This window comes from Streptomyces sp. NBC_01450 (genome assembly GCF_036227505.1).
In the GTDB taxonomy this organism is placed as follows: Bacteria; Actinomycetota; Actinomycetes; order Streptomycetales; family Streptomycetaceae; genus Streptomyces.
On the sequence record NZ_CP109480.1, the window covers coordinates 224,576 to 243,451 of the forward strand.

The 18,876-nt window shown below is 71.0% G+C and carries 17 protein-coding genes and 1 pseudogene; 5 read left to right on the forward strand and 13 right to left on the reverse strand.

Going from position 1 to position 18,876, the window contains the following annotated elements:
• Positions 1 to 138: 138 nt before the first annotated feature.
• The 5 genes and pseudogenes from OG568_RS01050 to OG568_RS01070 all read right to left on the reverse strand — a co-directional run bounded on the left by OG568_RS01050 (position 139) and on the right by OG568_RS01070 (position 6,143).
• Positions 139 to 732, reverse strand: a complete 594-nt coding sequence (locus OG568_RS01050) for a hypothetical protein (protein ID WP_329529854.1) — start codon at positions 730 to 732, stop codon at positions 139 to 141.
• 743 nt (positions 733 to 1,475) lie between these two features.
• A pseudogene (locus OG568_RS01055) lies at positions 1,476 to 2,759 on the reverse strand (DUF6777 domain-containing protein); the annotation flags it as partial.
• A 254-nt stretch (positions 2,760 to 3,013) separates the two neighbouring features.
• Positions 3,014 to 4,174 carry a serine/threonine-protein kinase gene (locus OG568_RS01060; protein WP_443077503.1) on the reverse strand — a complete coding sequence of 387 codons (1,161 nt, stop codon included), beginning with the start codon at positions 4,172 to 4,174 and terminating at the stop codon, positions 3,014 to 3,016.
• Positions 4,175 to 4,638: 464 nt separating this feature from the next.
• Positions 4,639 to 5,373 (reverse strand): SDR family oxidoreductase, encoded by a 735-nt coding sequence (locus OG568_RS01065; protein WP_329529856.1) that lies wholly within the window; start codon positions 5,371 to 5,373, stop codon positions 4,639 to 4,641.
• Positions 5,374 to 5,474: 101 nt separating this feature from the next.
• Entirely contained in the window at positions 5,475 to 6,143 is a 669-nt protein-coding gene (locus OG568_RS01070) for a nitroreductase (protein WP_329529857.1), read from the reverse strand.
• A gap of 148 nt (positions 6,144 to 6,291) precedes the next feature.
• Here OG568_RS01070 and OG568_RS01075 point away from each other — a divergent pair, with 148 nt between their 5' ends.
• Complete coding sequence (locus tag OG568_RS01075; RefSeq protein ID WP_329529858.1) at positions 6,292 to 6,942, forward strand: FMN-dependent NADH-azoreductase; 651 nt, start codon at positions 6,292 to 6,294, stop codon at positions 6,940 to 6,942.
• A 678-nt stretch (positions 6,943 to 7,620) separates the two neighbouring features.
• On the opposite strand, the gene OG568_RS01080 is transcribed toward OG568_RS01075, so the two are convergent.
• Entirely contained in the window at positions 7,621 to 8,115 is a 495-nt protein-coding gene (locus OG568_RS01080) for an AAA family ATPase (RefSeq protein WP_329529859.1), read from the reverse strand.
• A gap of 159 nt (positions 8,116 to 8,274) precedes the next feature.
• Positions 8,275 to 8,721 carry a MarR family winged helix-turn-helix transcriptional regulator gene (locus OG568_RS01085; protein WP_329529860.1) on the reverse strand — a complete coding sequence of 149 codons (447 nt, stop codon included), beginning with the start codon at positions 8,719 to 8,721 and terminating at the stop codon, positions 8,275 to 8,277.
• A 1,007-nt stretch (positions 8,722 to 9,728) separates the two neighbouring features.
• Here OG568_RS01085 and OG568_RS01090 point away from each other — a divergent pair.
• Together OG568_RS01090 and OG568_RS01095 are read left to right on the forward strand one after the other, a co-directional pair.
• On the forward strand, positions 9,729 to 9,956 hold the full coding sequence (locus tag OG568_RS01090; protein WP_329529861.1) for a DUF2871 family protein: 228 nt from the start codon (positions 9,729 to 9,731) through the stop codon (positions 9,954 to 9,956).
• 669 nt (positions 9,957 to 10,625) lie between these two features.
• The gene (locus OG568_RS01095) at positions 10,626 to 10,940 is read left to right on the forward strand and encodes a hypothetical protein (protein WP_329529862.1); all 315 of its coding nucleotides are present in this window, start codon (positions 10,626 to 10,628) and stop codon (positions 10,938 to 10,940) included.
• Positions 10,941 to 11,346: 406 nt separating this feature from the next.
• Here OG568_RS01095 and OG568_RS01100 read toward each other — a convergent pair whose 3' ends face one another.
• Positions 11,347 to 11,793 (reverse strand): NUDIX domain-containing protein, encoded by a 447-nt coding sequence (locus OG568_RS01100; RefSeq protein ID WP_329529863.1) that lies wholly within the window; start codon positions 11,791 to 11,793, stop codon positions 11,347 to 11,349.
• A gap of 268 nt (positions 11,794 to 12,061) precedes the next feature.
• Between OG568_RS01100 and OG568_RS01105 the strand changes: the two genes are divergently transcribed.
• Positions 12,062 to 12,412 (forward strand): DUF6461 domain-containing protein, encoded by a 351-nt coding sequence (locus tag OG568_RS01105; RefSeq protein WP_329529864.1) that lies wholly within the window; start codon positions 12,062 to 12,064, stop codon positions 12,410 to 12,412.
• Positions 12,413 to 12,673: 261 nt separating this feature from the next.
• Here the strand turns inward: OG568_RS01105 and OG568_RS01110 are convergent, their stop codons facing one another.
• Together OG568_RS01110 and OG568_RS01115 are read right to left on the reverse strand one after the other, a co-directional pair.
• Positions 12,674 to 13,264: a peroxiredoxin family protein gene (locus OG568_RS01110; RefSeq protein WP_329529865.1), complete on the reverse strand. Its 591-nt coding sequence runs from the start codon at positions 13,262 to 13,264 to the stop codon at positions 12,674 to 12,676.
• 1,034 nt (positions 13,265 to 14,298) lie between these two features.
• The gene (locus tag OG568_RS01115) at positions 14,299 to 14,451 is read right to left on the reverse strand and encodes a hypothetical protein (protein WP_329529866.1); all 153 of its coding nucleotides are present in this window, start codon (positions 14,449 to 14,451) and stop codon (positions 14,299 to 14,301) included.
• A gap of 1,094 nt (positions 14,452 to 15,545) precedes the next feature.
• Here OG568_RS01115 and OG568_RS01120 point away from each other — a divergent pair.
• Positions 15,546 to 16,565 (forward strand): GlxA family transcriptional regulator, encoded by a 1,020-nt coding sequence (locus tag OG568_RS01120; protein WP_329529867.1) that lies wholly within the window; start codon positions 15,546 to 15,548, stop codon positions 16,563 to 16,565.
• Positions 16,566 to 16,783: 218 nt separating this feature from the next.
• Here OG568_RS01120 and OG568_RS01125 read toward each other — a convergent pair whose 3' ends face one another.
• The 3 genes from OG568_RS01125 to OG568_RS01135 form a co-directional block, all read right to left on the reverse strand.
• Entirely contained in the window at positions 16,784 to 17,365 is a 582-nt protein-coding gene (locus OG568_RS01125; protein ID WP_329536228.1) for a helix-turn-helix domain-containing protein, read from the reverse strand.
• Between the two features lie 327 nt (positions 17,366 to 17,692).
• Positions 17,693 to 18,529, reverse strand: coding sequence for an SAM-dependent methyltransferase (locus tag OG568_RS01130; protein ID WP_329529868.1), 837 nt, complete (start codon positions 18,527 to 18,529; stop codon positions 17,693 to 17,695).
• Positions 18,530 to 18,643: 114 nt separating this feature from the next.
• Positions 18,644 to 18,874, reverse strand: coding sequence for a DUF397 domain-containing protein (locus tag OG568_RS01135; RefSeq protein WP_266423508.1), 231 nt, complete (start codon positions 18,872 to 18,874; stop codon positions 18,644 to 18,646).
• Between the last annotated feature and the right edge of the window lie 2 nt (positions 18,875 to 18,876).

Genomic DNA, 18,876 nt, shown 5'->3' on the forward strand with positions numbered 1-18,876 from the left:
TCCGCGCACTGGTCAATGGGGGTACGGGAGTGAGGGGTGAGGGGTGGGGGTGGGGGTGGGGGTGGGGGTGGGGTTCCTGGAGGGGTGAGTGGGGGCGGAGGCCGTGCGGACCTCCGCCCCACCAGGGGGGCGGGACGGTCAGAAGATGCTGCCGCCGCCGGCGCCACCGGCGCCGCCCAGGCCGCCGAAGAGGACACCGAGCCCGCCCGCGCCGCCCTTGCCGCCGTTGCCGCCCTCGAAGACACCGAAGCCGCCGTTGCCGCCCTTGCCTCCGTTGCCGCCGATGACACCGTCGCCGCCGGAGCCGCCCGAGCCGGCGCCGCCGCCGAACAGGCCGGTGCCGCCGTCGCCGCCCCTGCCTCCGTCACCGCCGATGACACCGTCGCCGCCGCCGCCACCGCCGCCGCCACCACCGCCGGACAGGATGCCGTCGCCGCCGTCGCCGCCCCTGCCTCCGTCACCGCCGACGCCCAGGACGCTGCCGCCGCCGGAGCCGCCGGAGCCCCCGCCGCCGCCGATGAAGCCACCGCCTCCGTCACCGCCGTCACCGCCGGCGCCGCCACCGTGGACGAAGCTCACGACATGCGCGGCGGGCATCGGGGCGGCCATCGCGGCGGACGCCGGAAGGACGATGCCCCCGGTGATCACCGCTGCCGAGGCGGCGAGTGTCGCAAGGCGGAAGCCCCGGCGCTTGGGACGGACATCGCTCTGGGTGTGAAAAATACGGGTCATGGGTTTTCTCCTACCGATACAGGGGGCTCTTCTGCCCGCCCCGGGAATTCGGGACGGCGATCGGCGGACCGCTTTACCGGGACCGCCACACCGGGACAAATTGCGGTTTCGGTGAAAGAGACAACCCTCCGCGAGGATTTCCGTCCTACCGTCCTGCCTCATTTCTTTTCCGGATTTCCATTCCGGTGAGGCCCGCACTTCAAGTAGGCCCCACAGGCATCGCACGGTCACGTTCCGAGGAGTCGTGACTTGACCAAGCGGAATCAATCGGGTAAAGCGTGCAAAAAAGACGCCGCACGGTGGTCCTGGGACACCGTGCGGCGTATGCGCGCCGCCCCCCGACAGCCCCCCGCCTCACCGCACTTCACGGGCCCCTCGGGCCCGGGCGGCGACCGGCGCTGCTAGGACCCCTCCGGGCCGGGCGGTTGCTGTTCCTGCTGCTGGTCCTCCTGCGGTTCCTGCTGCTGTTCCTGCCCTGTATCGGCGGGCGCGGGTCCGGAATTCTCAGGCGCCGTGTTCTGGGGCGCGGACGTCTTCGGCCCGGGTTCTAAGGAGGACGGGGCGGAGGACGGCTCCTGCGGCTTCGAGGACTCCCCGGACGACGGCGCCGACTGCTGCGACGACGGTGGTGACGACGGCTCGGAGGAACCTGGCGAGGACGGCCCGGACGACGGAGAGGACGGCTTGCCCGACTCCGACGAGGACTTGTCCTTCGACGGCGACGACTCCTTGTCGGACGCCGACGGTGACGACGGCTTCGACGACTCGGACGACTTGGACGGCTTGCCCGACTCGGACGACTTGGACGGCGTACCCGACTCGGACGGCTCAGAAGACTTGCCCGACTCGGACGACGACGGCTTACCCGACTCTGAGGACTTGCCCGACTCGGACGACTTCGACGGCTTACCCGACTCAGACGACTTGGACGGCTTACCCGACTCGGAAGACTTGGACGGCGTACCCGGTCCCGGCGAGGTTTTGCCGTTCGAGGGTGTCCGTTCCTTGCCCGGCGTGGACGGCCCTGTCGGAGGCGGGGGCGGGGGCGGTGTCGTCTTCCTGTCGTGCTCGCCGCGGTGGTCGCCCTGGTCGCGGGTGAACCAGTCGCCCTTCTCCGGGCCTGCCACGACGAACTTCTTCACCGGGCGGGGCGCGGGCACGACGACGACGACGTGCGAGGGCCGGTAGCCCGACCACGACTCGCCCACCGGCTTGGGGTCGGTCTGCTGCGCGGCCGGCGGTGTCATCGGGTTCCCGCAGGCGCAGCGCACCCGCGGTACTCCGCGGTCGTCGACCAGGACGGCGGTGCCCGCCTGCAGCACGGCCTGGTAGCTGGTGGCGGAGCCGTTGCGGTAGCCGTGGTTGGTGACCCGGGTGTCCGCCCGGAGCTGTACGGGGGTGAGGGTGCGCAGATAGCCGGGGACGGCGGAGGGCTGGATGCCCAGCACCGAGGCGAAGGCCGCGTTCTTCGACGGGGCCGCCCTGAGGGCGGTGATCTGCTTCTCCACGTCGCAGCTGGCGACGTTGCGTGTCCCGCCGTAGAGGCCGGGGGCGTCGCCGTTCACGCTCTGTGCCGCGTTGCCCGTAGCTGTGGAGGGCAGCGAGGGCGTCGCCGTCGGTGCGGCGCTCTCCTTCGCGGTCGACTCCGTGAACGGATCCGCGCCCGTGCTCCCGGCGGACTGCAGGAAGACCTCGCCCCGCTGCTGGTCCGAGGTGCCGTCGGAACGGGTGAACACGAGGATCAGGGCCACCGCCGCCACGATGGCGGTGGCGACCACGGCCACCCGGGGCGCGGACTTCCACCACGGATGGTGCGGGCCCCCGCCGCCGCCCGGGCCCCCGCCGCCGGGCGGCGGGGGCGGCGGTCCCGACCGCCCGCCGCCGCCGGGGCGGGTTTCGGCGTCCGGGGGTGCGGGCCGGTTCGGCTGGGAGGGACCCGCCAGCGGCCCCGACGGAGGACCTTTGGGACGGTCGGACGACGGTCCGGACGGCGACGGTAGGACGCTCACGAGCTCCACTCCCGGCATCGGGGTCTGCGGCACACAGGCCGACGGCACAGCCTCAGGAAACCCGCAACACAACCTCCAGCCGTCGGCCCCGCGCCCTCCCCCTCGCCCTCCGCCTCACCGGTTCCTCTTCACCCCATTGTGTGCGGCCCTCCCGCACACCTCGCAAGCCGACGGCCCCGCACACCGGCAGGAGCGGACACGGCCGGCCCAGGCGGACGGCGCACGGCCGGACGGGGGTACGGCGCGCGGCCAACCGGGGGTACGGCGCGCGGCTAACCGGGGGTACGGCCGAAGACCGGCCGGGCCCACCGGGGCGGATCCGGCACCGGGCCGGGCGCCGGAGCGGGTGCCGGGCCAGGTGCCGGAGCGGGTGCCGGGCCAGGTGCCGGAGCGGGTGCCGGGCCGGGCGCCGGAGCGGGTGCCGGGCCGGGCGCCGGAGCGGGTGCCGGGCCGGGCGCCGGAGCGGGTGCCGGGGCGGCTTCGGCGACCATGGGCACCACCTGGGTCGGCGCGTGCACGTCCTTGCCGCGAGCGATGCCGGTGCCGGCGCCGCTCGCGGCGGCCCGCAGTGCCGCCACGAACTCCAGGCAGGAGTCGTAACGGTCCTCGGGGACCTTCGCCAGAGCCTTGGCCAGTACGCCGTCCAGCGCCGGCGCGATGCCCTGCCGTTGCTCGCTCAGGGGCGGGGGCTGGTCGTACTGGTGCGCCCACAGCAGCGCCATGTCGTCGTCCCGCTGGAAGGGCGGGCCGCCCGCGAGGGTCTCGTAGACGACGCAGGCGAAGCCGTACAGGTCGCACCGGCCGTCCACCGGGCGGCCGGAGATCTGCTCCGGGGCCACGTAGTCGAGCGTGCCCACGAACTCGCCGACGGTCGTGAACCCGGTCAGCGACAGCGACTTCTTCGTCAGCCCGAAGTCCGTGAGGTAGACGTACTCGGGGTGATCGCTGTCCGTGCCCCGGGCCACCAGAATGTTGCCGGGCTTGACGTCCCGGTGCACCAGGTCGTGTTCATGGGCCGCGTCCAGCGCCGACGCCACCTGCCCGGCGATCCGCAGCGCGGTCGGCACCGGCAGCGGGCCGTCCCGGTCGAGCAGGGCCCGCAGATCCAGCCCCGAGACGTACCGCATGGCGATGTACAGGACCCCGTCCGTCTCACCGGCCTCGAAGACCGGCACGATGTGCGGGTGGTCGATCGCGGCGGCCACCCGCGACTCGTGCGTGAAACGGCGCCGGAAGGTGTCGTTGCGGGCCAGTTCCGGGGCGAGCAGCTTCAGCGCGACCGTACGGTCCAGACGCAGGTCCCTGGCGCAGTACACGACGGCCATGCCCCCGCGGCCGATCTCGCGCTCCACCCGGTAGCCCGCGATCTGCGCCCCGATCAGGCCCGAGGCCCGGCCGGAGTACAGCTCCATCCCCCCCGACGCCGCACCCATCACACACCGCCCCCGGCCCACCGTGCGAGCACCCCGGGACAAACCCCCGCGCCACCGGAACCGGCTCCCGGCGCGAATCCCGGCGCAGCCGCGTGGACGGGCCGCTCACCCATGCCCGAATTCTATCCAGCGCTCCCCCGGGCCGCTTGATCACAGCCGGTGCGCAGGCAGGCATCCCGAACGTGGCGCCGGCCCCGGCGCGGGACGCGAACCGGCCCACGCCGGGGCCGGCCGCCGCACGCACGGCCCGGGGCCCCCGGGCCGTGGCCCGACCGCCGCCCGGCCCCGGCCCCGGCCCAGCGGTTCACGGCCGGCCGGCATGAGGTGACACAGGCCTCGCAGACCTCATCGGCCAGGGCGTGCCGCAGACTGCCGCCCCCGGCCCTCCACGCCCTGCCCTCCACGCCCTGCTCCTCCGCGGCCTGCTCCTCCGCGGCCCGCACGCCGCAGAGGGCGTGAGCGGGTCAGGGCCGGGAGAGCCAGTCGGTGTAGCGGGTGGGGGCGAGGTGGGCGTTCTTGTCGGTGAGGACGTCACCCTTGACGGCGGCGAACATGCCGGCGGTGGGGTCGGTGACGACGGTGCGGCTGTCGCCCTTGCGGGACAGGGTGATCCGGCCCAGCTCGTCCAGGGGGAAGATCTCGGGGCCGGCGATGTTGCGGATGCCGTTCAGCGGGGCGCCCACGGCGACCTCCGCCACCGCGCCGGCCACGTCCTTGGAGGCGATCGGCTGGATCGGCGTGGCGGGCAGCCGGACGGTGTCGCCGTCGGCGGTCCAGGACAGGACGGCGTCCATGAAGTCCATGAACTGCGTCGCCCGCACGATCGAGTAGGGGACGGGCCCGGCCGCGAGGATGCTCTCCTGGAGCGCCTTGGCCCGGTAGTAGTCCAGCTCCGGCACCTGGTCCGTGCCGACGATCGAGAGGATGACGAAGTGGCCGACGCCGCCCTTGCGGGCCGCGGCCAGGAGGTTGTCCATCGAGGTCTGGAAGAAGGCCGGGGAGGCCTCGTCGAAGGTCGGGGAGTTCGTCAGGTTGACGACGACGTCGGCCCCCGCCACCGCCTCGTCCAGTCCCTGGCCGCTGATGATGTCGACTCCGGTGGACTGCGAGTGCGGTACCGCCTCGTGCCCGGCGGCCTTCAGATCCTTGACGACCTGTGACCCGATCAGTCCGGTACCGCCGATGACTGCGATCTTCATGACATGCCTTTCGTCGGAACTATGTCCGGAATATTCCACATGAACCCGCATACGGGCGCGGCGAGGAACGGCGCCCGGGCCCGCCGGAGGGGCAGGCGGTCTCAGTGACCGCCGACGAACGTGACCGTCTCGCCCAGCGGCGCGCGGCCCGTACGGGCGCAAGCCGCCCCGGCGTCCTCGAATCCGATCGACACGCCGCAGAAGAGGATCAGCCCGTCCGGGGGCGAGAGGACCTCCGCGACGGTCCTGTGATACTTCGCCCACGCCATCTGCGCGCAGCTGTGCAGCCCTTCGGCGCGCAGCAGCAGCATGACGGTCTGCAGATACATGCCGGCGTCGGACCATTGCGGCCGGCCCAGGTCGCGGTCGATGTAGCAGAACAGGGCGGCGGGCGCGCCGAAACACTCCCAGTTCGCGGACGCGGCCCTCTGGCGCGCCTCCAGGTCCTCGCGCGAAATGCCGAGCGCGCCGTAGCGCTGCTCGCCGAAGGCGGACCGGCGTTCGCGGTAGGGGGACTTCAGTACGGGCGGGTACTGCTCGTACTCCGGCTCGTCCCAGGGGTCACCCGCGGCCAGGCGCTCGCCGGCACGCTTCTTGAGCTCGGCCAGCGGCCCGCCGGTCAGCACGTAGACGTGCCACGGCTGGAGGTTCGACGCGGACGGCGCCCAGGCCGCGGCGGACAGCACCCGCTCCAGCACCCCTTCCGGGACCTGCCGGCCGGTGAATCCGCGCACCGCCCGCCGGCTCGTGACCGCCTCATAGACGTCCAAGACCGCCCGCCTCCCGTTCGCTCAGCACACCCATCTCCGTCACACTCGATACAGTATCACTCAATACTATCTCGTGTATAACTATCTCTGCGTACAAATCCTCCGCCCCGGGCTCCCCGGCCCGGGCACCGCCCTTGGGAGAACGTCCATGGCCACGCTGCTGCACATCGACTCGTCCGTGTTCCCCGCCGAGGCGTCCTCGTCCCGCTGCGTCACGGACGCCTTCCGCAAGGCCTGGCAGGAACAGCACCCGCAGGGCACCGTCATCCACCGCGACCTCGCCGCCAGCCCCGTCCCGCACATCACCGCCGACGCCTGGTCCGCCGACTACGCCGCCCCGCGCGAGCACACCCCCGGGCAGTCCGCCGCGTTCGCCGCGCGCGTGCAGCTCATCGAGGAACTGGAGCAGGCGGACGCCGTCCTGATCGGCGCCCCCATGTACAACTACTCGATCCCCTCGACCCTCAAGGCATGGCTGGACAACGTGCTGCTGCCCGGCCGCACCGCGGGCCCGGCCCCCTCCGCCCAGGGCACCCCGGCCGTCGTCGTCGCCAGCCGCGGCGGCTCCTACGCACCCGGCACCCCGCGCGAGGGCTACGAATTCGTACAGAACTACCTCAAAGCCGTCCTCCAGGGCACCCTCGGCCTGGACCTGGACTTCATCGTCCCGGAACTCACCATGGCCCCCCGCAACCCGGCCATGTCCGAACTGATCCCCCTCTACGAGGCCTCCCGCGAGCGCGCCTTCCAGGACGCGAACGCCAAGGCCAAACAACTCGCAGAACGCCTCGCCGCATGACCCCGGCCGGACAGCACCCGGCCGCTCCACACACGGCGCAGATACAGGCAGGCACAGGTACAGGTACAGGTACAGGTACAGGTACAGGCACAGGCACAGGCACAGGCACAGGCACAGGCACAGGCACAGGCACAGGCACAGGCACAGGCACAGGCACAGGCACAGGCACAGGCACAGGCACAGGCACAGGCACAGGCACAGGCACAGGCACAGGCACAGGTGCAGGTGCAGGTACAGGTACAGGTACAGGTACAGGTACAGGTACAGGTACAGGCAGGCACAGGTGCAGGTGCAGGCGGGTGCGGGTGCAGGCGGGTGCGGGTGCGTTCCGGCTGCGGCGGTGCGGGTGCGGCTCCGGCTTTGCGCTGCACGCAGTCCACGACGGTGCGGGCCGGGCGCACCAGGCACCCGTCCCGGCCGCACCTACAGCCCGTCCCGGCCAGGGCCGCCTTCGCAGCACCGACCGCCGCACCGACAGCACTGCGGGCCGTGGCCGCCCCGGCGAGGGACTTCGGCCTGAAGCCCTCGCCGGGCCGGCGAGGGCTTGGCCACGGACCCAGCCCACGTGCGGGCCGGGTCCTGCCGCCGCGCGCGATCAGAAGCACACCCGCACGGACGGCGGGTCAGAGGCACACCCGCACGGACGGCGGGCCGGCGGGCGGGCACCGAAAGAGCCCGTCATCCACGCCGGCCCAAAGACGGTTCGCCGAAGAGAGCAGGCTCGTCATCGCCGGGAGCCTGGAAGAGCTTCACGTACTCCTCGATCAACTCGCGGCCGACCGGGACGGTCCCCGGCCCGCCCTCCCGGCTGCAGGCTTCGAGGCGGCGGCACAGCCCATCAACCGGGGCGGCCAGGCAGTGCAGTTCAACCGAAACGCCGAGTGCGCGCGCTCCCGCACGCTTCTCGTCCCGCTCAGAACGCGCCCAGAAGCCGAACTCCAGGATCACCGCCCGCCCCAGCCTCAGCAACTCCCGGGCATGCTCCCACAACCACCCCTCGAGCCGGCCGCGCATGCACTCATCGAACAGGCCGATACCGAGAGCCGCCATCCATGCGTCCGGGCACAGACGCACCGCTGGAACCCCGCCGGCCAGACGCTCGGCCAGCGCCGTCTTCACCCAGCCGGAAAACCCGCACAGCAAGATCAGAGCAGCCCCAGGACGCGCCGCCATCAGACACCTCCACCGCACCACTGCCGCAAGGCCACTCCAGCCTGCTCGCGCAACCACCAAACCGCTCCATCGAACGGAAACGGTTTCCGCCAGGCAGACCCGCCGGCTGCGCAGCGGCCAAACCCGCCCGCGCGGCAGGCAGCCGGAGCACGGGCACACTTACACCTGACCGCCCGCGGGATGGGCGAACCGGGTCAGCAGATCCCTCAGCCGCTCGGCCTCACCGGGCCCCAGCTCGGCAACCAGACGCCCCGCCAGCGGCTCCGCCGCCACATGAGCCGCATCGAACAACTCCACACCCTCAGGCGTGATCTCCACCGCCCGCACCCGCCGGTCCCCCGGAACACCCCTGCGCACAGCCAGCCCCTTGCGCTCCAGGTCATCCACCACCCGCATGATCCCCGCCTTGTCCGACCCCGTCGCCGCCACCAGATCCCGCTGCACCGTCGGCCCCCGGTCGACCAGCACGATCAGCACAGCGAAATGCCGCAACTCGATACCGAGCGGCCGAAGCGCCTCCTCCATCACCCCGGCCGCACGCCAATGCGCCCGGCGCAACAGCAGACCGAGAGCGAAAGGCGAGGCATCCCCAGGACGGTCGGTCACACGCGAGGCGGTAGCTGTGTACGGAACACCGGCGGCCATGAGACCACACTACAACCACCCACTCACTCAATACGGTCTCACCTGAAACCAAATACGGGCATGCCCACCGCAACCCTGCCACCTCACGCCAGAACGCCCGCCAAGACCACAGCACAGCCCACCACCCACGGCCGCCAACACCCACAGACAGTCCAACCGCACCCCCAGCCGCACCCCCAGCCGCACCCCCAGCCGCACCCTGCCCCACCCGTCCAGCCAGATACCAACACCCAACAAGCCAGCCCGAACCCCCCACCAGGACACAGAACCGACACCAGCACCGCACCAAACCCCGTCCACCCCGGAGAAAACCTCCACCACCCCAGAGCAGCACCCCCCGAGACCAACACAGACAGACAGCCAACCCCTCCCCCGCCGCAGGCCCCCCGGCCCGATCCCGACCCGAACGGCACACACCAGCCAGCACACCCACAGACACCACCGCCACCACCACCCACCCGCACGACACCGCCAGCAAAACGCCCGCCACCCATCCACCCAGGCAACCGACCGCCCCACCCAAAACCACCCCGGACACCCGCCCCCGAGCCCACCAGACAGCAAAGCCAGACCCCCACCCACCCCGACCCCCACCCACCCGGCCCCCACCCACCGGGGCTACTGCGAACAGGCGCCCTACACTCCCCTCCAGCGCCCCGGGCGACAGCAGGATGACGGGCCCGGACGTGACCTGTGCGCTCACCACACCCCCGGCGGCCAAAACAAGACCGGCAACCGCAGCGACGGCCACGACCGCACGGAAATACCTCATACGGACGCCATCCGTCCACACGGACTCCGCATGGACCAACCCCGACACCCCAACCCGGCCCGGAACACCGCAGAGATCTCCGAAAGCGGCCCGGACGATCACCCGAACCGGGCGAAACGTCCACTGCCCAACGCTTCAACAGCCCCCGGCAGAGCCCGAATTGACCAGCACCGGCTGGCAGGGAGCAAGCACGGACATGCGGAAGTCGTACTACGCAGCACACACCTACATGATCCTGGGAGTGATCTCCGGGCTCCACTACCGGGAGTTCACCAAAGCTAACCACTTCACCGGCGACACCCAGCTCGCACTCATACACACCCACCTGCTCGCACTGGGCATGCCGGGATTCCTCATCATCCCCGCCCTGGACAAACAGTTCACCCCCTCCGGAACAAAACTGTTCACCTACTTCTTCGCGTGAAGGCGTCGGGGGAACGGGCCGCCAGCAGCTGCCGGGTGAGCGGGCCCTGCCTGTTGAACGCACGGCTGCCGTACCGGTGGATCTGCAGCCGGACAGAAGCTGAGCCGGCCCGCCCGATTCAGCGGCACACCAGCGAGGGTGTGCTGTTGGCCTGATCTGGGCCGACGCAGGGACCGGGCGGGAGCGTGACGCTGCCTCGGGGCCCCTTCGCCGGGCCATTGTGGCAGTGGGAGTCCTCACTCCGCAGGCCGTGCGGTGGCCGGGTGACGAGTCACGCGAAAGCCCGAACGGGCGCAGCCGTAGCCCTCGTTCTCACCCCAGATGCCGGCCTTCCCCCTGGAAGACGGACAGGCCGACATCCGCCTCGGCCCGCGCGGTGAATCCCTGGTTCCCTCCGGACGGGGCCGCGGCCGCCGCCAGACGGATCCGGTATCCGGGGCCCAGGGCGCATGGTCGGACGCGGCGTGGCGCGACTGGTAGAACGTGTTCAGCACGGACCGGAACGTCAGCACGGCCTCGGGCGCCTGCGCCCGGTGATGGGCCGTCAGGGCGGCCGCATACCGCCGTCTCCTGTCCTGTGCGAGGGGAGGGCGGAGGCTCGGGCAGCCACGCCCACGCCTCAGGGGCGCGGGCGTGGTCACCTGCCCCGGCTGCCAGGACTAGGGGCTCTTGGTCGACGTGGCGGTCACGGTCGGCAGCGCCGTCGTCTTCGACGGGCTCGGCTTCGGCGAGTTCTTCTGGGTCTTCGTCGGCGACGGCTTCGGCGAATGCTTGCCGGTCTTCGACGGGGTCGGCTTCGGCGAACGCTTGTTCTTTGTCTTCGTCGGCGACGGCTTCGGCGAATGCTTGCTGCTCTTCGTCGGGGTCGGCTTCGGTGAATGCTTGTCGGTCTTCGACGGCGACGGCTTCGGCGAATGCTCGTCGGTCTTCGACGGCGATGCCGATGCCGATGGTGTCGCCGCGGGTGCGGCCGGGTGCTGCTGAGACCCGGTGGCCGCTACCGCGATACCGCCCGCTGCTCCCCCGGACAGCAGGGCCGCTGTCAGGGTTCCCACGGCGAAGGTGCGCCCCCAGTGGCTGCGGATTGTGTCATTCATGATGTTCTCCCATCTTGAACAACTGCCCCATGGGTCACTGTCGGCCTCAACCGAGGTTAGGTCGGCGCCACCCGATCGGCGACCGGAGCAAACCGGTTCGCACCTTCAACGGAAGTGGCCGATGCCTGCGCGCGGCAGCACGCCGGGCGCCGCGGCCGTGCGCAGCACCGTGAACGTGTGTGAAGACGGCCGCCGGACCGGCGGCCGCAGCCTCCGACCCGCTGACAGGGCAGGCTGGTTGGGGCCCGGCGGCCGTCAACGGCCAGGCTCGGCAGGGTGCCCGCTCGCCGGACTCACCGTGCGGGATCTGCCAGGGCGGCAAGGTCGGTCCCGGCCCTCACCGCCTCGCGCAGCAGTGCGGTGATCTCCTCGGGGTCCGGGCTGACGGCGTCGAGCGCCTGGACGGTCAGCGGGACTTCCTCGATCTGGTACTCCCCGCGGTCCGGATCGCCGAACTCCGGACCGGTGCGGTCCGCCTCGGACCATGACCCGATGCAGGCCAGGTAGAAGTACTGGCGCTGGTGCTCATCAGCCAGCACCTCCAGCAGGCCCGTGATCTGCGGCTCCGCACCGGTCTCTTCACGTATCTCACGGACCAGGGCCGCGCGGAGGCTGGGGTCGCCGGGTTCGACGTGCCCGCCGGGAAAAACCCGGTAGGGCGTCGCGCCCGGCCAGGTGCGCCGGATCAGCAGCAGTCGGCCGGCGGGCGTGAGCAGTACCGCCCGGACACACTCGATCACCGCACCTCCCGCTGCCGACACCGCCCGTCAGGTCATCGAATCAGTATGTGCAGCCCCGCGCAGCCGGTTGCCCGGTTACGGGCGGCGGCTGCCGGGTGCGGCAAAGTGGTAGCAGCCGCCAGGCCGCCAGGCCGCAGTTGCCGGTCACCGGCGCATCCGGGGTGCTCGCCTGCCCGAAGGCCCACCCGCTCCCCCGCTCCCCCGCTCCTGCGGGTTCCGGGCGGGGACATCGCAGATGTGTTGCCTGCCGGGACCGGCCGCCCGGGACATGCACGGCACCAGAGGGTCCAAGGACGCGTGGATCGCCCGTTCCAGGACGCCGAGTTCGCCCCTGCGCCACCGGCGCAGGCCGGCCTGGCCGGAACGCAGACTTTCGGCAGGCTCCTTCCCCGCACCGGATACCCGTGGACGGCCGGACGGCCGGCTGGAAGCCGGGTACACCCTGACACCGGTAGACGGGGCCTGGCCCACCGAGCCGTTCAGGATGGCGGGCGCCGAGCCGCGGGATGTGTGTGAGGGGCCCGGCGAACCGGTCGAGCAGCACCAGGAGTTCTTGGACGAGTCCGGCGACTGCCCCGAGTCCTTCCTCGCGGGAGCTTCACCGTCATGGGGCGAGTGAGGCAAGCGGACCCTCGCCCCCGAGTTCGGCGGCGATCTGGCGGGTCTGCCGCCGGGGTGCAGCGCCCGGACGGCTTCGGGGACGAACGTGCGTGGGCCGGTCCAGTGCGACGTGGGCGCCCGTGGGGGAAAGCGGCGGAATGCGGCTCCCGGGGTGGCGGAATGCGCGCAGCGAAGCCAGCGGGCCGGCCGACGCGGGTCCGCCGACGCTCACGCCCTGCGGGATTCCCGCTCCGAAAACGCCGCATCTGCCGCCGCGGGCTCACGTGGGCCCGCGGCCCTCTCGGGCCTCCTGGTAGGGGTAGTGCATCGAGTGGTCGCCGGCCTCCCAGGCCGCGCTGAGGCCCGGCGCGCTCAAGTCCCAGTCCGGGCGGATTTCCCGGGTCACATCGCGGAGATCGCGGCGGAGGTCCTCGATCGACGGCCTGCCCCAGTACCAGTAGCCGTTGTAGACGCTGTGGATGACCAGACCCGGCCCGAGGACGAGCGTGTGCGGGATCATCGGGTCGTGATGGGGGTCGGTGTATTCCTGGATCTGAAGGTCCTTCTGCACCTTGCGGCCGGCGTCGGACAGGAAGGTCCACTGGCCGCCGACCGCCGCGCGGAACTCGTTGAGTTCAAGGATGTTGTCGGTCGCGATGGTGACGACCTGGGTGTAGGCGACGGCGATCTCGGAGTAATGGGCCGCCAGTTGAAGGTGCTGCTGATGATCCTTCGGGCAGTAGTGGCCGCGTGAGAGCAGGAGGATCACCGGGTCGATCCCTTGCAGCCCGCTCAGTCGCCGCCGGGTCCTGGTGTGGTCGGTCAGCTCGTAGTCGGGGAAGGTTCCACCGGGTGTGATGTCGGCACGCACGGTGTTGTTCCTTTCTCGAGGTCGTTCGCTCGGACGTGTGGGGCGTTTGCGTATGCCGGCTTCGACAGGCCGGGATCATGGAACGGGACACGGACATCACCAAGTCGGCCCGCCGGTCTCGCGGGACGACGAAGCCGCTGCCGACGCCGGCCCCGCACTCAGGAGCCGGGCACCTTGTCAAAGGCCCTGTTTCGCCCCGGCATTGTTCCCGGCCACCGGCCCGAAAGCCGCGCCGTGATCTCCTGCAGCAGTCGGCCGTTGCCATCCGGATCACCGAACGAGAGGAACGAGGAACAAAGCACAGCCGCCGGGTTCCGTGCCCGGGCCTGCCACGTATGCCTCGGTCCCGGCGCGATGCAACACCCCGCCCGCGTCGCGGAACACCCCGACGTCGCGGTCGGCGCGCTCAGCATGAGCCGTCTCGATGCCAAAGACGGCCCAGGTGCAGGCCCTCCGCGCAGCCCGGCGCGGCGAGGGCGGCCCCGGGCCAAAAACGGAGCAGGACCAGGCCGGCGGGGTGAACTGCACCGCCCGCAAGCCCCCGCCGCCCGCAAGCCCCCGCCGCCGGCGAGGCCGGCGTCGGGCCGCCGCCCCGGCGGCTCGCAGAAGTCCTCGGCTCGGCCGTCCCCGGCAGCTGCCACCACCACAACCTCGGGTTTCACGTCCACCACCCTGCTCCTGTCCTGAGTGTTGTCACGTGGTGTTGACGGGGGTCACCTGGCCCCGGCCGGCGTCAGGGGTCCCTGCCCACGCGACTGGATGCCGCTGGGGCTTTTGTCTGTATCCACGCTTGTGCCGGGGGACGGCCGTCCGCAACCCGTGCGAGGCACCGGCCTGCGATCCGGGCCTGCGAAGTGATCGTCCCGCGGCCGTCCTCAGCGGGTCGGAAGCGCCCGGCACAGGGCTTCACCCCCGTTTGCGGCCCGCGGCCGCCAGCGGCCGCGGGCCGTTCCCCGCGCGTGCCGCGCCTCCGCACGTGCGGCCCGTCCGTAGACGTGGCCCGTACGGATGTGTGACGCGTACCGCCTCGATGCCTACGCGGGGGGAGCTGCCGGGTGTCCGCCGGCCGGGTGGGGCAGGGGAAAGCCGCGCAGTGCCGCGCAGCTCCGGGGGAAGCCGTAGCCGGGGTGCAGGACCGGGTCCTGTGCCTCGCCGGCGGGCACGGCGACGGCGACGGCGACCAGCACGCCGGACGCCGGGCACCGGTGGCAGTTCGATAAACCGCCACGGGCGGGCCGCGTCGTCGCCCGGCGGGGCGAAGGCGCGTACGCCGCGTTCGTCGTCCAGCGTGAAGACGAACACGCCGAAGGGCCGCTGCCCCGCCTCCCGGCCGGAAACCCGCAGAGGTCAGGACAGGTCATCCAGCCCCTCATCCGGCCCCGCCCCGGGCAGCACCGCCCGGACAGCCGGACAGGCTACACACCCGCCCCGCACAACCGGCCCAGGCAGCAGCAGGAGAGCGGGCCCGGGATGAACGGCGAGGCGCTCTTCACCCGGCCTCAGACGTGACAGTACGCCCGCCCGGGCGCAGCGTGCCCAGACCCCGCCACGGCGGCACACCGGCCGCCCGCCCGCACCGCGGGGCAGCAATACGCCGACCCGCCCGCGCACAGTGGCACACCGGTGAACCCGGACAGTTCACCGCGCCGGGCCGCCGGACACCCGCACAACCCGCCCCGGGAGCACGGCACGTACACGAACGCCCCCGCCGGACATCACCAGGCAGCACACACACCCCCACAGCCCGCGTCGGGTCCGGCGGCGGTACGCGAATGCGGATGGCCCGACAAACCCGCCAGCGCTCAAGATCCCGCCCCGCGCCGTCCACGCTCACGGTGCGGGACCCGCTTCGCGCGGCTCCCGGCTCCCGGCGAGCGCACTGGAAGGCTGCACCTCCCAGCAGGGAGCAAACCGGTCGTGGCACCGGCAGCGGTCACGGGCGCAGCATGAGGACACCGAAATCCGACGAAGGACGGACCACAGCCGGCCACGACCCCATTCCGGAGGTCCGGGAAGCACTCCTCGCCTGCCCCCCCAGTTCGGCGGCTGCGGCTCCTGGAGCCAGGTCCCGCACAACGCGGCACCCGCCAGGACACCGCGTGCCGCGTTGTGCGGGACCGCACCCGGCGGTGCGCACCAGGCAGCCGGGGGCCGCACGCGCCGGCGGCCTGACCGCTCGCCGGGGCTTCGGCTCGGTCCCAAAACCAAACGCCGGCAGGCATGGCGGGGGCGGCGTCCTGTCGGCCCAGTGTCCGCACCGCGCACGGCCCGGAGGCATCCGATGAACCGCAAGCACCCCGCAACGGGCCCGCTCACCGTGACCGTGTTCGTCTTTCCGGGAGTGCGGCTGCTCGATGTGACCGGCCCCATCGAGGTGTTCACGACGGCGAACGAGTTCGGCGGGTGCTATCAGGTGCAGATCGCGTCCGAGGACGGCACGGAGGTCATCACCTCTGCCGGGACCCGCCTCAGCGCCGACCTGAGCGCCCACGACGTGCAGGAACCGTGCGACATCCTGCTCATCCCCGGCGGCCCCGAATGGGAAACGATGATCAAGGACGACGCTCTTGTGGACACCGTCCGCCACCTGCACGCCAAGAGCCACTGCACGGCATCGGTGTGCACGGGAGCGTTCCTGCTGGCCGCGGCCGGACTCCTCAACGGCCGCCGCGCGGCGACGCACTGGCGCCATTCACGGCAACTGGCCTCCCGTTTCCCCTCCGTGCAGGTCCAACCGGACGCCATCTTCGTGCGGGACGGGCAGGTGATGACCTCGGCAGGTGTCAGCGCCGGTATCGACCTGTCCCTGGCCCTCGTCGAGGACCACTACGGCGCGCAGGTCGCCCGGTCGGTCGCCAAGGACATGGTCGTCTTCATGCAACGGCCGGGCGGCCAGTCCCAGTTCAGCGTCCGCTCCCGCACACCGCACACCCGCCAGGAGATGCTCCGCCGGGTCCTGGACGCCGTCGCCGAGGACCCCGGGGCCAACCACACCCTCACCGCCATGGCGCGCAGGGCAGGCATCAGCGTCCGTCACATGACCCGACTCTTCGACGACGAGGTGGGAACCACCCCGGCCCGCTACGTCGAACAGGTCAGACTGGAAGCCGCCCAGGTACTGCTGGAAACCGGTGACGACCCCATGCCGGCCGTGGCGCGCCGCACCGGGTTCGGCTCAGCCGAGTCACTCCGCAGAGCGTTCGTGCGGCACCTGGGTGTGACACCTGGCGCATTCCGGACCAGTTTCCGCACGACCGGCATGCACACCACAGACCCCGCATCCGCACCCACAGCACCGTAGCCGAGGCACAACACGCCGAAAACGCACAACCGCCAGCCACCCCAGGCCACCTCACCAACCTCCCCCACCGGCCCGCTCGCGAGTTGCGGACACCGGCGCCCTCACCCGATCAGTGGCCACGCTGAGAGAGGTCAATGACTGAAAGCCGAAGATTGACTGGCCGTCGCGAAGGGCATCACCGTCGCCCACTCGCCCTCGCCATACAACATCACGCATTCCTAGCGCGTGGCGTACGCGCGGATAGCTGGATGGACTCCGTCGAGAGTGGTCTTGCGGACCTTTTCCGGGTTGGCGTTGGCGGGGACCGGTTGACGCATGTAGGCCAACAGGAGGGTCAGGGCACTGAGGCGGTCGGCGGCCAGGCGCGAGGTGTCGGCGGCCAGGAGCCCTGCACCGACGAAGTGAGCCATGCGTTCCGCCCGGTCTTCCGCCGCCGCTTCCGTCGCGAGATCGCCCTTGGTCGACGGCGTCTGCAAGCCTTGTTGGGCGACGAGGGCGAATGCGGCGGCGGAGCCGACGATCGACGTGCCGAGGTCGATCGCCAACACCATGAGTGCCGTCTCCAGTTGCGGCACCGTCGTGATCTGCGCGTCCTCGGGGAGATGCTCGTCGAGCGCTCGGCGGCCAGTGGCCGGCAGTGACTCGGACGCGGCGGAGAGGATGGCCAGGAGCAGTCGCCTCTTGTCACCGAAGTAGTCGTACACGGCGTCCTTCGACACCTCGGCTCGGGCCGCGATGGTTTCCATGCTGACGCGGTCCACTGGGTGGCGCACGAACAGTTCGCGTGCAGCGGCGAGGATGGCCGTCCGCTTCTCCGCAGCCCCCTCGCGTTCTCCGTAGCCCCCTCGGGAACCGTCTTCTCCGCGCCGCGGCGACCGCTTCCCTCAGTTCCGCGATCTCAACGTGCCGGACCGCCAACCGGGAGATCGCCGGCCTCTTGAACTCGGCCGCCGCCGCCAGTTTCGCGGGAGACGACCCTCTCCTCGAACTGGGCAACCTCCCCCTGAGGCGTTCGATCTGGGCTTCCCTTGGATCGACACCCCGGCCTCCCGGGGTGCCTTCACCCGCCGCTCGAACTCATCGGCGTTCCTACCCGTCGAAGGGGTTGATGACGTCGGGCACCGGCGTCATGCCTTCAGTGCCACGCCCCCGTACATGGCAACGTCCGAGTCCTTGACGTCTCCTTCGGTACCGGGGAGGGGCCGCCACTGGTGCACGAGTGTCACCCCAGGCTCGACCAGTTGCAGGCCGTCGAAGAACGGCTGAACTTCGGCCCTGGTGCGGTTTCGGGCGGGCATACCGCGTTTGGTGTACTCGGCGACTACGCTGCCAATCGGTTTCGGGCTGGAATCGGTGGTGACCGTGGACATCGCCAGGAAGCTACCGGGCGCCAGCAGCTGCAGGTACTGCTTGACCAGGTCGTATGCCTTCTGGTCGTCGAGGACGAACTGCAGTACCGCGATGATCGACAGTGCGACCGGTCGGTCGAGGTCGAGGGTGCCGGTCAGCTCCGGTGCGCGCAGGATCGCCTCCGGGTCGTGCATGTCGGCATGGATGTACGCGATGCGGCCCTCAGGGGTACCCGTAAGCCGGGCTCCGGCGTGCGCGAGGACGATGGGATCGTTGTCGACGTAGACGATGCGGGCATCCGGGATGATCCCCTGAGCGACCTCATGGAGGTTCGGGGAGGTGGGGATTCCTGTACCGATATCCAGGAACTGGTCGATTCCCTGCTCGGCCAGGTACCGCACGGCCCGGTGCATGAACTTACGGTTTTCACGCATCGATATCTGCAGGCTGGGCCAGGCAGTGAGCATCTGCTCCGCTGCCGCACGGTCCGGGGGATAGTTGTCCTTTCCTCCGAGTATGTAGTCGTAGACCCGCGCCGAGTGCGGAACGCTCGTATCGATCCGAGGGGGTTCATATCCCAGAGGTCGTTTTGTCCAGGTCGTCTCGTCGGGCACTCGCGTACTCCTCTTGATTGCCTGCGTCAGAATGCTGCGTACGGTGCGGACGAAATCGCTCCAGGGCGCTTCGCCAACGATTCTTATGCCGATTATGCCGAGACCCGAGCGCCGTCAGGAGGCCAACAGGCTGGCCTGGCCCGTCTCCCAGCCCTGGGCGAAGACATCGAGCTCGACCTGCGTGAAGATCAGCGCCGGCCCTTCCGGATCGGTGGACTGACGGACTGCGAAACGGCCGTCGGGCAGTTTCCTGACTTCAACGCAGGCGCCGCCGTTGCTTCCGCTCCACGGCATGTGCCAGCCTTCCGTCCCCAGTTCCTGAACAGCATTGTGTATGCGATTCACGG

What these genes read in the sequence shown, in the direction of transcription:
- OG568_RS01050 (WP_329529854.1), bottom strand. Translation starts at nt 732, where the DNA reads ATGACCCGTATTTTTCACACCCAGAGCGATGTCCGTCCCAAGCGCCGG.
- OG568_RS01060 (WP_443077503.1), bottom strand. Translation starts at nt 4,174, where the DNA reads ATGGGTGCGGCGTCGGGGGGGATGGAGCTGTACTCCGGCCGGGCCTCG.
- OG568_RS01065 (WP_329529856.1), bottom strand. Translation starts at nt 5,373, where the DNA reads ATGAAGATCGCAGTCATCGGCGGTACCGGACTGATCGGGTCACAGGTC.
- OG568_RS01075 (WP_329529858.1), top strand. Translation starts at nt 6,292, where the DNA reads ATGGCCACGCTGCTGCACATCGACTCGTCCGTGTTCCCCGCCGAGGCG.
- OG568_RS01080 (WP_329529859.1), bottom strand. Translation starts at nt 8,115, where the DNA reads ATGGCGGCGCGTCCTGGGGCTGCTCTGATCTTGCTGTGCGGGTTTTCC.
- OG568_RS01090 (WP_329529861.1), top strand. Translation starts at nt 9,729, where the DNA reads ATGCGGAAGTCGTACTACGCAGCACACACCTACATGATCCTGGGAGTG.
- OG568_RS01105 (WP_329529864.1), top strand. Translation starts at nt 12,062, where the DNA reads ATGCACGGCACCAGAGGGTCCAAGGACGCGTGGATCGCCCGTTCCAGG.
- OG568_RS01120 (WP_329529867.1), top strand. Translation starts at nt 15,546, where the DNA reads ATGAACCGCAAGCACCCCGCAACGGGCCCGCTCACCGTGACCGTGTTC.